This window comes from Pantoea sp. XY16 (assembly GCF_025153065.1).
GTDB classification, from domain to species: domain Bacteria; phylum Pseudomonadota; class Gammaproteobacteria; order Enterobacterales; family Enterobacteriaceae; genus Pantoea; species Pantoea alfalfae.
In genome coordinates this window covers 1-14,849 of record NZ_JANZNP010000017.1, presented here as the reverse complement: position 1 = coordinate 14,849, position 14,849 = coordinate 1, and the positions used below count along the sequence as shown (strand labels likewise).

Annotated in this window: 6 protein-coding genes; 5 read left to right on the top strand and 1 reads right to left on the bottom strand. The window is 57.3% G+C overall.

From position 1 onward, the window contains the following. The first annotated feature begins 59 nt into the window (after window positions 1-59). From recC to recD, 4 genes are all read left to right on the top strand, one after another. Entirely contained in the window at window positions 60-3,437 is a 3,378-nt protein-coding gene (recC, locus tag N1689_RS20220; RefSeq protein ID WP_222925034.1) for an exodeoxyribonuclease V subunit gamma, read from the top strand. A 108-nt stretch (window positions 3,438-3,545) separates the two neighbouring features. Continuing rightward, on the top strand, window positions 3,546-6,437 hold the full coding sequence (gene ptrA / locus N1689_RS20215) for a pitrilysin (RefSeq protein ID WP_260060039.1): 2,892 nt from the start codon (window positions 3,546-3,548) through the stop codon (window positions 6,435-6,437). Next, window positions 6,434-9,973: an exodeoxyribonuclease V subunit beta gene (gene recB / locus N1689_RS20210; RefSeq protein ID WP_260060038.1), complete on the top strand. Its 3,540-nt coding sequence runs from the start codon at window positions 6,434-6,436 to the stop codon at window positions 9,971-9,973. Before ptrA ends, recB begins: the two co-directional genes overlap by 4 nt. Beyond that, window positions 9,970-11,811, top strand: coding sequence for an exodeoxyribonuclease V subunit alpha (gene recD / locus N1689_RS20205; RefSeq protein ID WP_161732849.1), 1,842 nt, complete (start codon window positions 9,970-9,972; stop codon window positions 11,809-11,811). The genes recB and recD overlap by 4 nt, the downstream gene beginning before the upstream one ends. 47 nt (window positions 11,812-11,858) lie before the next feature. Here recD and argA read toward each other — a convergent pair whose 3' ends face one another. Continuing rightward, window positions 11,859-13,187 (bottom strand): amino-acid N-acetyltransferase, encoded by a 1,329-nt coding sequence (gene argA / locus N1689_RS20200; RefSeq protein WP_013358908.1) that lies wholly within the window; start codon window positions 13,185-13,187, stop codon window positions 11,859-11,861. 232 nt (window positions 13,188-13,419) lie between these two features. Here argA and amiC point away from each other — a divergent pair, with 232 nt between their 5' ends. Continuing rightward, window positions 13,420-14,664 carry an N-acetylmuramoyl-L-alanine amidase AmiC gene (gene amiC / locus N1689_RS20195; protein WP_161732847.1) on the top strand — a complete coding sequence of 415 codons (1,245 nt, stop codon included), beginning with the start codon at window positions 13,420-13,422 and terminating at the stop codon, window positions 14,662-14,664. Window positions 14,665-14,849: the final 185 nt, after the last annotated feature.

Below are 14,849 nucleotides of genomic sequence, written 5' to 3'. Positions count from 1 at the left end.
CGGTAAAGTGACAGAGCCGCAATACCGCAGTCACGTTCTGAGTTATCACAGGAGTTTTCATGTTTCACGTTTATCACTCAAATCAGCTTGATGTGCTGAAGATTCTGGCGGCGGCGGTGATTAAACATGACCCTCTTGATGATCCTTTCGCCTCAGAAATGGTGCTGGTGCAGAGCCCGGGAATGGCGCAATGGCTGCAGATGGAGCTGGCGCAAACCTTTGGCATTGCCGCCAATATCGAATTTCCGCTGCCTGCCAGTTTTATCTGGGAGATGTTCGTCCGCGTACTGCCCGATATCCCGGTAGAAAGTGCTTTCAGCAAGGCCAGCATGGGCTGGAAGCTGATGCACCGGCTGCCAGTGATGCTCGAACATGAAGAGTTTGTCTCTTTACGCCACTATCTCCATGACGACGGCGACAAACGAAAACTGTATCAGCTCAGTTCACGTGTGGCCGATCTGTTCGACCAGTATCTGGTTTATCGTGCCGACTGGCTCAACAGCTGGGAACGTGGCGAAACCATTGAGGGGCTGGGTGAAGCGCAGCGCTGGCAGGCCGCACTGTGGCGTGATCTGGTAACTTATACCCAGGCGCTGCGCCAGCCCGAATGGCACCGTGCCAACCTCTATTCGCGATTTATTCAGACGCTGGAGCAGGCGAAAACCACGCCAGAAAATCTGCCGAAACGGGTCTTCATCTGTGGTATCTCTGCGCTGCCGCCAGTCTATCTGCAGGCGTTGCAGGCGCTGGGACGTCACATCGACATCCATCTGCTGTTCACCAATCCCTGCCGCGACTACTGGGGCGACATTCAGGATTATGCGTTTCTGGCGAAACTGCAGAGCCGTCAGCGGCGACGTCATGGTGCCGATGAATCACGCGGACTTTTCCGGGATGCAGAACAGGCACCGGCACTGTTTAATGACGCTGGCGAACAGCAGCTCACTAACCCGCTACTTGCCTCATGGGGCAAGCTGGGGCGCGATAACCTGTATCTGCTCAGTCAGATGGAGTCAAACGACGATATTGATGCGTTTGTGGATGTAGAACCGGATAACCTGCTGCACTGCATGCAGCACGATCTTCTCAACCTGCAGGATAACGCCATCATCGGACTGAATGCGGCGGAACTGGCGCATAGCGATAAGAAGCGCTGTCTGGATCCGGATGACCGCTCTATTGTGGTACAGGTCTGCCACAGCGCTCAGCGTGAAGTCGAAGTATTGCAGGATCATCTGCTGGCGATGATGGAGACCGATCCGACGCTGAAAGCGCGTGACATTATCGTCATGGTGGCAGACATCGACGCCTACGCGCCGTTTATTCAGGCGGTGTTCGCCAACGCGCCCCCTGATCGCTACCTGCCGTTTGCGATTTCAGACCGGAGGGCCAGTCAGGCGCATCCGGCCATTGTGGCATTTCTGAATCTGCTGGCACTGCCGGACAGCCGTTTTGTCTCAGAGGATGTGCTGGCGCTGCTGGATGTCCCGGCGCTGGCTGCTCATTTCTCTATTGATGAAAGCGGCCTGCGCTTACTCCGGCGTTGGGTCAGCGAATCGGGTGTGCGCTGGGGGCTGGATGATGCCAGCGTGGAAGCGCTGTCACTCCCGATTACCGGCCAGCACACCTGGCGCTTTGGCCTGCAGCGCATGCTGCTGGGCTATGCGATGGAGAGCCACAACGGTGACTGGGAAGGGATTCTGCCTTATGACGAGTCGAGTGGTCTGGTGGGGGAACTGGCGGGACATCTGGCTGAGCTGCTTTCCCGGCTTAATCACTGGCGGCAGCTGCTGGCCGAACCCCGTCCGCTGGTCGCCTGGCTGCCACTGTGCCGGGAGTTGCTGAATGCCTTTTTCAGCCCTGATGCAGAAACCGAGGCTGCTCTGCTGCTGGTGGAAGAGCAGTGGCAGCAATTGATCGAATATGGCATGGATGCGCGCTTTGAAGAGGCGATTCCGGTGGCGCTGCTGCGCGATGATTTACGTAGCCGGCTTGATCAGCAGCGCATCAGCCAGCGTTTTCTGGCTGGACAGATTAACTTCTGCACCCTGATGCCGATGCGCTCCATTCCTTTTCAGCTGGTCTGTCTGCTTGGCATGAACGACGGCGTCTATCCCCGGACCCTGGCACCGTTAGGCTTTGACCTGATGCAGCAGCAGTCTCGCAAAGGCGACCGCAGCCGCCGCGATGATGATCGCTACCTCTTCCTGGAGGCGATGATTTCGGCACAGCAGCAGCTCTATATCAGTTATATCGGCCGCGCGATACAGGATAATACGGAACGCTACCCTTCAGTACTGGTCACAGAACTGCTGGATTACATTGGTCAGAGTTTTTATCTGGAGGGTGACGGTCATCTTGAGCTGGATGAGAGTGCCGCGCGGGTGCGGATGCACCTGCAGCACCTGCACAGCCGGATGCCATTTGCCGCGGAAAACTTCCAGCCGGCTGCCAGACTCCAGAGCTTCGCCCGTGAGTGGCTGCCTGCCGCGCAGGGAGCAGGGCAGCCGCAACCCGCTTTCGTTCAGCCGCTGGAAGCGCCGCTAATTGACGCGCTCACGCTGGAGGCGTTCCTGCGCTTCTGGCGACATCCGGTCCGCGCCTGGTTCCACCAGCGGCTCGGCGTGAGTTTCTGGCTGGAGGAGAACGAACTGCCCGACAGCGAGCCATTTGCCCTGGACAATCTGGAGCGTTACCAGATCAATGCGCAACTGCTGAATGCCCTGGTCGAAGGCGAGGATACTCAGCGACTTTATGCGCACCATCGTGCGGCCGGTAATCTGCCTTATGGCGCTTTCGGTGAGCTGTTCTGGCAGGCGCAGCGCGATGAGATGCAGGAAGTAGCGGCAGAAGTGGTCACCCAACGCAGCGACGGCGAGAGCTGGGAAGTGAATCTGCAACTGGAGCAGATCAGCTTAACCGGCTGGCTGACGCAGGTACAGAGTGATGGATTGCTGCGCTGGCGGCCTGGCGTACTCAACATGAACGACGGACTGTTACTCTGGCTGGAGCATCTGGTCTACTGCGCACTGGGCGGCACCGGCAGCAGCCGGATGTTTGGCCGGCAGCAGAGCCGCTGGTGTTTCCTCGCCGTACCGCAGGCTGAGGCGATCGCTGCGCTGAATGAATATGTCGCAGGCTATCTCGCGGGTATGCGCCAGCCGCTGATGTTGCTTAACAAGAGTGGCGGCGCGTGGCTGAACGCCAGCTATGACAAAAAAAGCCAGCAGTTGCTGACCGATGAAGCGACGCAGCTCAAAGCGCGTAATCGACTGCTGACCGCCTGGCAGGGTAACTATCAGGTGGAGGGCGAGGGCGGCGATCCCTATCTGCAGCGTCTTTGCCGTGTGCTGGATGAGCCACAACTACAGCAGATAACTGAGGCGGCACAGCACTGGTATTTACCAGTGCTGGCTGCACATCAGGATGATGAATAGCAGGTCAGAAGGCATTTTTGCTAACTGGCTTATTACACAGAAATTTTGCTCTGCTTTGAGCCGCCGGGTACGTCATTGGCGGTTTATCGGGAAACGAGAGGGGTTTACATGCGGGTATACGCACGCTGGATAGCGGCGCTATTGTTAAGCCTGGTGGCTTGTACAGCACAGGCGCAGACATCATCAGGCTGGCAGCCAGTTAACGACACCATTCGCAAAAGTGAACAGGATCCTCGCCACTATCAGGCGATCCGGCTCGACAACGGGATGACCGTGTTACTGGTTTCCGATCCTGTCGCACCGAAATCGCTTGCGGCGCTGACGCTGCCGATAGGATCGCTGGACGATCCTGATCAGCAGGCGGGACTGGCACACTACCTTGAGCATATGGTACTGATGGGCTCAAAGCGCTACCCGCAGCCGGACAACCTGGCCGAATTTCTGAAAAAGCATGGCGGCAGCCACAACGCCAGCACGGCCTCTTACCGCACCGCCTTTTATCTGGAAGTGGAAAACGATTCGCTGGAACCGGCGGTTGATCGCCTGGCGGATGCGGTGGCTGAGCCGCTGCTGGATCCGGTTAACGCCGATCGCGAACGCCACGCCGTGAACGCCGAGCTGACGATGGCGCGCTCGCGCGATGGCCTGCGCATGGCCCAGGTGGGCGCTGAAACCCTGAACCCGGCGCATCCGGCGTCACGTTTCTCGGGCGGCAATCTTGAAACATTGAAAGATAAGCCCGGCAGCAAACTGCACCAGGCGCTCCTGGATTTTTATCACACCCATTACTCTGCGAACCTGATGAAGGCGGTGATCTACAGCAACAAACCGCTGCCGGAGATGGCATCGATTGCGGCCAGAACCTTTGGCCGGGTGCAAAATCATGACGCCAGCGTGCCGGAGATTACGGTGCCGGTAGTGACGGATGCGCAGCAGGGCATCATTATTCATTACGTTCCGGCCCAGCCCCGCAAGCAACTCAAAATTGAATTTCGCATTGCCAATAACAGCGATCGCTTTCGCAGTAAAACCGACACGCTGATTAGCTATTTAATCAGCAACCGCAGCAAAAATACGCTGACTGACTGGCTGCAAAAGCAGGGGCTGGCCGACGGGGTCAATGCGGGCGCTGACCCGATGACTGAGCGTAACAGTGGCGTATTTGCGATTACCGCGTCACTCACCGACAAAGGCCTGGCTCAGCGTGACAAAGTGGTAGCGGCCATATTCAGCTACATCAATCTGCTGCGTCAGCAGGCCGATGATAAGCGCTATTTCGATGAAGTTTCACACGTGCTGGCGCTCGACTTTCGCTATCCCTCCATCACCCGCGATATGGATTACATCGAATGGCTGGTTGATACCATGCTGCGCGTGCCGGTTGAACACACGCTGGATGCGCCTTATCTGGCGGATCAGTACGATGCTGCCGCGATTAAAGCCCGGCTGGAAGAGATGACCCCTCAGCATGCGCGCATCTGGTATATCAGCCCGCAGGAGCCGCACAACAAAACAGCCTATTTTGTGGATGCGCCTTACCAGGTTGAGAAAATCACATCACAAACCTTTGCCGACTTGCAGCAGCGCGCCAGCCAGATCACGCTGGCGATGCCCGTGCTGAACCCCTATATCCCGGACGACTTCACCCTGTTGCCGTCAGACGGAAAAACGTATCAGCATCCGGTGAAGCTGGATAACAATGACGGTATGCGCATTTACTGGATGCCCAGCCGTTATTACGCCAGCGAACCTAAAGCGGCGATCACGCTGGCATTACGCAATAAAAACGCCATCAGCGACGCCCGTCAGCAGGTACTGTTTGGCCTGAATGACTACCTCTCCAGCCTGGCGCTGGATGAGCTTAACTCGCAGGCCTCCGTGGGCGGCATCAGCTTCTCAACCGGTGAAGATGAGGGGCTGGTTTTCAGTGCCAACGGCTTCACGCAGCGCCTGCCGACGCTGCTAAAGAAACTGGTTGAGGGTTATGCCACCTTCCAGCCGACAGAGCAGCAGCTGGAGCAGGCCAAATCCTGGTATCTGGAGCGGCTGGACGCGGCAGAAAAAGGCAAGGCGTTTGAGCAGGCGATTCAGCCGATGCAACTGCTGTCGCAACTGCCTTATACCCAGCGCGAGACTCGCCGCAAGCTGGTAAGCACAATCTCACTTAAAGATGTGACGACCTATCGCGATACGCTGTTCCGCGATGCGACGCCAGAGATGCTGGTGGTGGGTAACCTTAGTGCTGACAGCGTGACGCAGCTGGGACATGAGCTTAAGCAACAGATGCAGAGTAATGCGACCCGCGACTGGCACAGCCAGTATGTGACCATAAAAAAATCGCTGAAAGCCAACCTGCAACAGCAGGGCAGCAGCACCGACTCCGCTCTTGCCGCTCTCTATGTTCCACTGGGATACGGTGAATATCAGAGCATGGCGCACAGCTCGATGCTGAGCCAGATCGTTCAGCCGTGGTTCTACAATCAGCTGCGTACTAAAGAGCAGCTCGGCTATGCGGTCTTTGCCTTCCAGATGCCGGTGGGCCGCCAGTGGGGTGTGGGCTTCCTGCTGCAAAGTAACAGCAAACAACCGGCCTGGCTGTTGCAGCGTTACAAAGCCTTCTATCCACAGGCAGAAAAACGATTACGCAGCATGAGCCAGGCAGATTTTTCCCAGTATCAGCAGGCGATGATCAATGATTTGCAGCAGCGTCCTCAGACGCTCTTTGAGGAAGCGGATCGTTTTAGCCGCGACTTTGATCGCCAGAATGATCACTTTAATACCCGGCAAAAAGTGATCGAGCAGGTTCAGCAGTTAACCCCGACCAGCCTGGCAGACTTTTTCCGGCAGGCCGTGATTGAACATAAGGGCATGGTAATGACCTCACAGATTGCCGGCACCGGCACTGGCAAAACTGAATTTGCCCGTCAGCCTGGCTGGAAAACCTGGAATGAAGTGGCGCAATTGCAGCAGTCGCTGCCGGTAAAGAGTGAGACCCAATGACGCAGTTACCTCCCGTATCGCTGAATCCTTTAACGCTGCCGCTCAGAGGCGAGCGGCTGATTGAGGCGTCAGCGGGCACCGGAAAAACCTTTACCATTGGTCTGCTCTATCTGCGCCTGCTGCTGGGGCTGGGCGGAGAAAACGCTTACAGCCGCCCGCTTTCGGTAGAAGAAATCTTAGTGGTGACCTTCACCGAAGCCGCCACTGCGGAACTGCGCGGGCGAATCCGCGAGAATATTCATCAGTTACGTCTGGCCTGTATCCGCGGCAAAAGCAGCAATCCGATGCACCAGTTACTGCTGGATCAGGTGCCTGATCTCAGTCAGGCGGCCGCGCAGTTGCTGGCTGCTGAGCGGCAGATGGATGAAGCCGCTATCTTCACCATCCATGGCTTCTGTCAGCGGATGCTTAATCTCAACGCCTTTGAATCGGGCATGCTGTTTGAGCAGGAGTTAATTGAAGATGAGCAGGCGCTGCTGAAGCAATCGACCGCTGATTTCTGGCGTCGCCAGTGCTACCCACTGACGCTTGATGTGGCGCGCATTATCGCTGCAGAGTGGAGCGGGCCTGACAGTCTGTTGACCACGCTGCGCCCCTGGCTTCAGGGAGAATCACCCAGCCTGAAGCATCCGCCCGCAGCCGATGAGACGCTGGCTTCACGCCACGCCCGTAACCTGGCGCGCATTAAGGCTATCAAACAGCAGTGGCAGGCGCTTAGCGCCGATGTGGAAGGCATGATCAGTGCTTCTGGCGTGGATAAGCGCAGCTACAGCAGTAAACATCTGCCCAACTGGGTCGCAAAAGTCACGCAGTGGGCCAGCAGTGAGACGCTGGATTATCAACTGCCGAAAGAGCTGGAGCGCTTTGGGCAGCAGGTGCTGGATGAGAAAACCAAAAAAGGCGACGCCCCGCGACACTCGTTGTTTGAGGCGATCGATCAGTTTCTGGCTGAACCCTTGTCGCTGCGCGATGTGATCATCGCGCAGGCGCTGACCGATGTGCGTGCCACGGTGCAGCGCGAGAAGCGGTTACGTGCGCTGTTAGGCTTTGACGATCTGCTCAGTAAACTGGATGAGGCGTTGCAGCAGCCTGGCGGCGTGTTGCTGGCCGAAACCATCCGGGCGCGTTTCCCGGTGGCCCTGATTGATGAATTCCAGGATACCGATCCACAGCAGTATCGCATCTTCCGCACGCTCTATATTAATCAGCCGGAGCAGGCGCTGTTTCTGATCGGCGATCCCAAGCAGGCAATCTACGCATTTCGCGGCGCGGATATTTTTACTTATCTGCGGGCCAGAAGCGAAGTCAGTGCTCACTACACACTGGATACCAACTGGCGTTCTTCACCTGAGATGGTCGGGAGCGTCAACCGCCTCTTTTCTCAGCTTGATTCGCCTTTCCTCTTCTCGGCGATCCCCTTCCAGCCGGTTAAGCCTGCCGCACCAAACGAGTCACTGAAGCTGATTTTTGACCAGCAGCAGCAACCCGCATTACGTTTCTGGCTGCAGCCTGGCGAGGGCGTCGGCAACAGCGACTACCAGCAGTTTATGGCGCAGCAGTGTGCCGCCGATATCAGCCGCTGGCTGGTGGCAGGACAGCAGGGACGTGCCTGGCTGGGTAAAGGTGAGGCGCTGCAGCCGGTGCGGGCTTCCGATATCACCGTGCTGGTACGCAGTCGCAATGAGGCCGGTTTAATCCGCGACGCGCTGAATGCGCTGTCGATTCCGTCGGTCTATCTCTCCAGCCGGGACAGCGTCTACACCACGCCGGAAGCGCGCGAATTACTCTGGTTGTTGCAGGCGATACAGGCACCGGAACAGGAACGGCTGCTGCGTAGCGCGCTGGCGACGTCGATTTTTGCCATCGATGCGGCGACGCTGGACGCGTTAACTCAGAATGAGCGCGAGTGGGATGCGCTGGTGGAGCAGTTTGCCGTCTGGCAGCAGCTGTGGCATCAGCGCGGCGTGTTACCGATGCTGCGTGATGTGATGATCAAGCGGCAACTGGCGGAGAATATGCTGGCCTCGGAGAACGGTGAACGTCGCCTGACTGACCTGATGCATCTGGGTGAACTATTGCAGGAAGCCTCGGTGCAGCTGGAGAGTCCGCACGCGCTGGTGCGCTTCCTGGCGCAGCAGATTGCCCGGCCCAACAGTCAGGCCTCCAGCCAGCAGCTGCGTCTGGAAAGCGACCGCCATCTGGTGCAGATCATCACCATCCATAAATCAAAAGGGCTGCAGTATCCGCTGGTCTGGCTGCCGTTTGCGGCCGGATTCCGCGAGGCGGCCAGCGCGCTCTATCACGATCGCGACAACTTCACGGCGCTGCTGGATGTGCAGGGTGATGCGCAGAGTCTGGCGCTGGCCGAAGAAGAACGGCTGGCAGAGGATCTGCGTCTGCTCTACGTGGCGCTGACCCGTTCGGTTTATCACTGCAGCGTTGGCATTGCACCGCTGATCAAAGGCACCCGTAAAAAAGAGGGTGAAAGCGATCTCCATAAAAGCGCGCTGGGCTATCTGGTACAGCAGGGTCAGGCGGTCGATGCGCAGCAGCTCAGCCAGCGACTCAATGCATTAACCGGTGAAGGGATTGCACTGGTTGAAGAAGATCTGCTGCCGGGCGAAATGTGGCAGGATGCGCAGCAGGGCGACGAGGCGTTAAGCAGCCGCGACGTGACGCGCGCCCTGGCGGATGTCTGGCGAGTAACCAGTTACTCCGGTCTGCAACAGCATCACAGCTCGCCACTGCTGGATGCGTTACCTAACTTCGATATCGATGCAGCGGGCGAAGAGGAGAGGGGTGAAGAGTCGGCGTTGACGCCGCACCATTTTCCGCGTGGTGCAGCACCCGGCACCTTCCTGCACGGTCTGTTTGAGTCGATCGACTTTACCGAACCGCCGGATCGCATCTGGCTGGAGGATCAGCTGCAGCACAATGGTTACCCACTGAGCTGGTTACCGGTTCTGGAACAGTGGATCGATCGGGTCTTACATACGCCGCTCAATGCGGAGGGGCTGACGCTGTCGGCAATAAAAAGCAGTGAACGGCTCATCGAGATGGAGTTTTATCTGCCGATCAACAATCTTCTGACGGCGGCGGATCTTGATGATCTGCTGCGTCGTCACGATACACTTTCTCAGCAGGCCGCTCCGCTGGATTTTCGCCAGGTGCGCGGCATGCTGAAGGGCTTTATCGATCTGGTCTTCCGCTGGCAGGGAAAATATTATCTGCTGGATTACAAATCGAACTGGCTGGGGGAAAGTCACGCCGCTTACACCCCCGAAGCGATGGCGCAGGCGATGATTGGCCACCGCTACGATCTGCAGTATCAGCTCTATACGCTGGCGCTGCATCGCTATCTGCAGCATCGCCTGCCGGACTACAACTATCAGCAACATTTTGGCGGGGTGTTTTATCTGTTTTTACGCGGGATGGATGGCAGCTCGCCGGACAACGGCATTTTTGCTACCCGGCCTTCCGAAGCTTTTGTGGAAGAGATTGATGCGTTGTTTGGTGAAACCGGGGAGATGTTATGAGTGACATGCTGAGTCTGCTGCTGCAGGCGGTTGAGAAGCGTCTCCTGCGGCCGCTGGATATCCAGTTTGCGCGTCTGGTGGCGACAGAATCACAGCCTGCGCTGCTACTGGCGGCTGCCTGCGTCAGCGCGGAGGCGGGAGAAGGGCACGTCTGTTTACCGCTGAGCAACCTCTGTGAAGATAGCCTGTTTGCGGGGCGTCAGCCTGCGCTGGCTCAGGCCATCTGGCAGGCGGCTGGCGCGCCGGATGACTGGCCATCACGCCTGGCAGACTGGTCGGCCGTCAGTGACGGCAGCCGGGTGACACCGCTGGTGCTGAGTAACCAGCGTTTATATCTGCATCGGCTATGGTACAGCGAAGGCCGGGTCGCCGACTTTTTTGCTGCACAGGAAATCAAAACTGCGTTTGATATGCGTGCCGCAGGAGACGTGCTGAACAGCCTGTTTGGCGACCAGCCGGAGAACTGGCAGAAAATTGCTGCGGCCGTGGCGCTGACCCGCAAGACGGCGGTCATTTCCGGCGGGCCGGGCACCGGTAAAACCACCACCGTGGCGAAACTCCTCGCCGCCCTGATTCGCCTGAATCCCGGCGCGCTGCGGATTCAGCTCGCGGCACCGACCGGTAAAGCTGCCGCACGGTTGACCGAGTCGCTGGGCCGGGCGCTGCAGGAACTGGTAGTCAGCGACGAAGAGCGGCGGCGTTTTCCCGCCGAAGCCACCACGCTGCATCGTCTGCTGGGCGCGCAGCCCGATACCCAGCGGTTACGCTACCATGCCGGCAATCCGCTGCATCTTGATGTGCTGGTAGTGGATGAAGCGTCAATGGTCGATCTCTCGATGATGGCAAAGCTGATCGCCGCGCTGCCTGCCCATGCTCGCGTGGTGTTTCTGGGCGACCGCGATCAGCTCGCTTCGGTTGAAGCGGGTGCGGTGCTGGGCGACATCTGCCGCTGCACGGAAAGCGGCTACAGCCAGGCGCGGGCAGAACAGCTTGCCCTGCTGACTGGCTGCACGCTGCAGGGCAGTGACAACAGGCAGGCACCAGTCGTGCGTGACAGCATCTGCCTGCTGCAGAAAAGTTATCGTTTTGACGCTTCATCCGGCATCGGGCAGCTGGCAAAAGCGATCAATCGTGGTGATGCAGAGCAGGTCAGGGCGGTGTTTGCTGCGGCCCATGAAGATGTCAGTTTTCAGACGCTGAACAGCGCGGAAGCCTATCAGGTGATGCTGGATGAGGTCGCACAGGGCTATCAGCCCTTCCTGCAACTTATCCGCCGACAGGCACCGCCTGCTGAGGTGATTGCTGCATTTGGTCGTTATCAGCTGCTGTGTGCACTCCGTGACGGGCCATTTGGCGTGCAGGGTCTGAACCAGCGCATTGAGCAGCGACTGATGCAACTGCAGCGCATCCGGCGTCCTGGCATGGGCAGCCGCTGGTATGAAGGACGTCCTGTGATGATTACCCGAAATGACAGCGCGCTCGGCCTGTTTAATGGCGATATCGGCATTACGCTGCGGGATGAAGAGGGTAACCTGAAGGTCTTTTTCCCGCTGCCGGATGGGTCAATCAAGGCGATCCAGCCGAGCCGGTTACCTTCACATGAAACGGCCTGGGTAATGACGGTGCATAAATCGCAGGGGTCGGAGTTCGACCACACTGCGCTGGTGATGCCGACGCAGTTTCTGCCGGTGCTGACCCGCGAACTGGTGTATACCGCGATTACCCGCGCACGTAAGCAACTGACTATTTACAGCGAACCGGGCGTATTTCAGCGAGCCGTGCAGTTGCAGACGCAGCGACGCAGCGGTCTGGTGGAGCGACTGGGTGAAACCAGCTGAGAAAAAGGGGACAGTCCACAACGGGGGCCTGTCCCTTCGGGATGAAATCAGGTGAGGTCGGCCATCAGCACCTTGGAACGGCGCTGATAGTTGTACATCTCTTTTTTACTCTCGGGCAGTGACTCAATATCAACCGGCGTAAAGCCGCGCTCCTGGAACCAGTGGATGCTGCGCGTGGTTAACACAAACAGCTTTTGCAGTCCCATCTGCTTCGCCTGCAACGCTACGCGCTGCAGCAACATCTCACCGCGTGAAGAGCTGCGATAGTCAGGATGAACCGCCACACAGGCCATTTCACCAATCTTCTCATCCATAAACGGATAGAGGGCGGCACAGGCGATGGTCAGATTGTCGCGCTGAATAATCGTGAACTTATCTATCTCCATTTCCAGTTGCTCACGTGAGCGACGCACCAGAATGCCTTGTTGCTCCAGCGGACGGATCAGTTCGAGGATTCCGCCGATGTCGTTGATATTGGCGCGACGGATCTGCTCGGCCGACTCCATCACGATCTGCGTACCGATACCGTCGCGTGAGAAGAGCTCCTGCAACAGCGCGCCATCTTCCTGATAGCTGATGAGATGGCTGCGGCGCACGCCACTGCGGCAGGCTTTCACCGCGCCACGCAGGAAGCGGACCGTACCAGAAAGATAATCACCTTCCTTTTCAATCTCGTCGATGCGGGCCTGTGCATCGTTCGGGAACAGCTCGGAGATGATTTCACCATCGCTGTTCAGCACGCCCTGCTCGGAGCAGAAACCGATCATTTTTTCCGCTTTGAGCTTAATTGCCAGCTGGGTAGCCACTTCTTCTGACGTCAGATTAAAGCTTTCGCCGGTCACAGAGACTGCAACCGGACCCATCAGCACGATGGCATCGTTATCCAGCTGGCGATGAATCGCCTCTTCATCAATACGACGGATACGCCCGCTGTGGCAGTAATCCACGCCATCATCCACGCCCAGCGGCTGTGAAATAATGAAGTTGCCGCTGACCACATTGATATGCGCGCCCTGCAGCGGGGTATTGTTAAGACTCATTGAAAGGCGGGCAGTGATATCTAACTGCAACCGACCAGCAGCCTGCTTCACTAACTCCAGCGATTGCGCATCAGTCACCCGGGTAAATTTATGATAAACCGGTTCCAGTTGCTGCTGAGCCAGGCTGGCGTCTATCTGTGGCCGTGCGCCATAAACCACCACCAGGCGGATGCCCAGGCTGTGCAGCAGGCCGATGTCGTTAACGATGCCAGAGAAGTTCTCATGCTCAATCGCTTCGCCACCCAGCATGATGACAAAGGTTTTACCCCGGTGGGCATTGATATAGGGAACGGTATGGCGAAAACCCTGAACCAGTTCGGTACTACGTTCCTTCACGGCCAACCCTCAGTGAATGTTTATTCGTATTTTCTGTATTTTTATGCTTTTACGCCCGATTTTGCAAGCCTTAATCCTGACGAAAATTTACGTTTTTATGGGTGTCAAAGCCGCTAACAGCCTGCATTATTTGGGGTTTCCAGGGTGACATCATCCTGCGGATTGGATAAAGTTTTCGCCGCCATTTGATTGACTGGCGCTTTTTTAGACATAACACAGCAGCTGGAGCGGCATGTCAGACGGTAATTCCCATTTTTCACGCAGACGATTTTTACAGGGGACAGGCGCCTTACTGTTGCTGAGCGTCAGCCGTACAGGGCTGGCGGCAAAGAACCACATTGTGGCGGTGCGTATCTGGCCCTCATCCACTTACTCGCGCATGACGCTGGAGTCCAGTGTCGCGCTGAAATACAAGCAGTTTGCGCTGAGCAATCCCGAACGACTGGTAATCGATATTCAGGGCCTGCATCTTAATTCGACCCTGAAAGGGGTGGATAAGCAGGTTCGGGTCGACGATCCCTTTATCAAAAATGCCCGGGTCGGCCAGTTCGACAGCAACACGGTGCGCGTTGTTCTGGAGCTGAAGCGCAACGTCGCACCGAAGATCTTTAATCTGGCACCGGTCGCTGGTATCAATCACCGGCTGGTGGTCGATCTCTACCCGAGCCAGGACCATGTGGAAGACGATCCGCTGCTGGCCCTGCTGAAAGATTATAATCAGGGCGATCTGGAGAAGGATGAAGGGGTGCAGGCGCCGTTACCCGGCAAAGCGGGACGCGATCGTCCGATTATCATCATGATTGATCCCGGCCATGGCGGAGAAGATCCTGGCGCGCACGGCAAATATAAGACGCGCGAGAAAGATATTGTGCTGAAGATCGGACGGCGACTCAAAGCGCTGATCGATAAAGAGTCCCACATGAAAGCCTATATGACGCGCAACGAGGATGTCTTTATTCCGCTGCGTGTCCGGGTCGCCAAAGCCCGTAAACAGCGCGCCGATCTCTTTGTGTCTATTCATGCTGATGCCTTTACCAGTCGGGCAGCACGCGGCTCTTCGGTATTTGCCTTATCAACCAGCGGTGCCACGTCAGCCGCCGCCCGTTTCCTGGCGCAGACCCAGAATGAATCAGACCTGATTGGCGGCGTCAGCAAAAGCGGCGACCGCTATCTTGATCACACCATGTTCGACATGGTGCAGCGTCAGACGATTCACGACAGCCTCAGGTTTGGTAAAGAGGTGCTGCATCGCATGGGGCGCATCAACCATCTGCATAAACGCACCGTGGATCAGGCGGGATTTGCGGTGCTGAAAGCGCCGGATATCCCGTCAATCCTGGTAGAGACCGCGTTTATCAGTAATGTGGAAGAGGAGCGAAAGCTGCGAACCACCCGCTATCAGCATCAGGTTGCAGAGGCAATTCTGGAAGGCATCAGGGCTTATGTGAAGAGTGGGGCGGCGCTGGCCCATCGGTAAAGGTGTGCGGGTAGTCACGACTATCCGCGCATTTATCTGCGGGAGAGAGGCCTGAGAGGAATTTGCGAACGGCAGAAACAAAAAAACACCCTTTCAGGTGTTTAAATGATTGGTTGCGGGGGCCGGATTTGAACCGACGACCTTCGGGTTATGAGCCCGACGAGCTACCAGGCTGCTCCACCCCG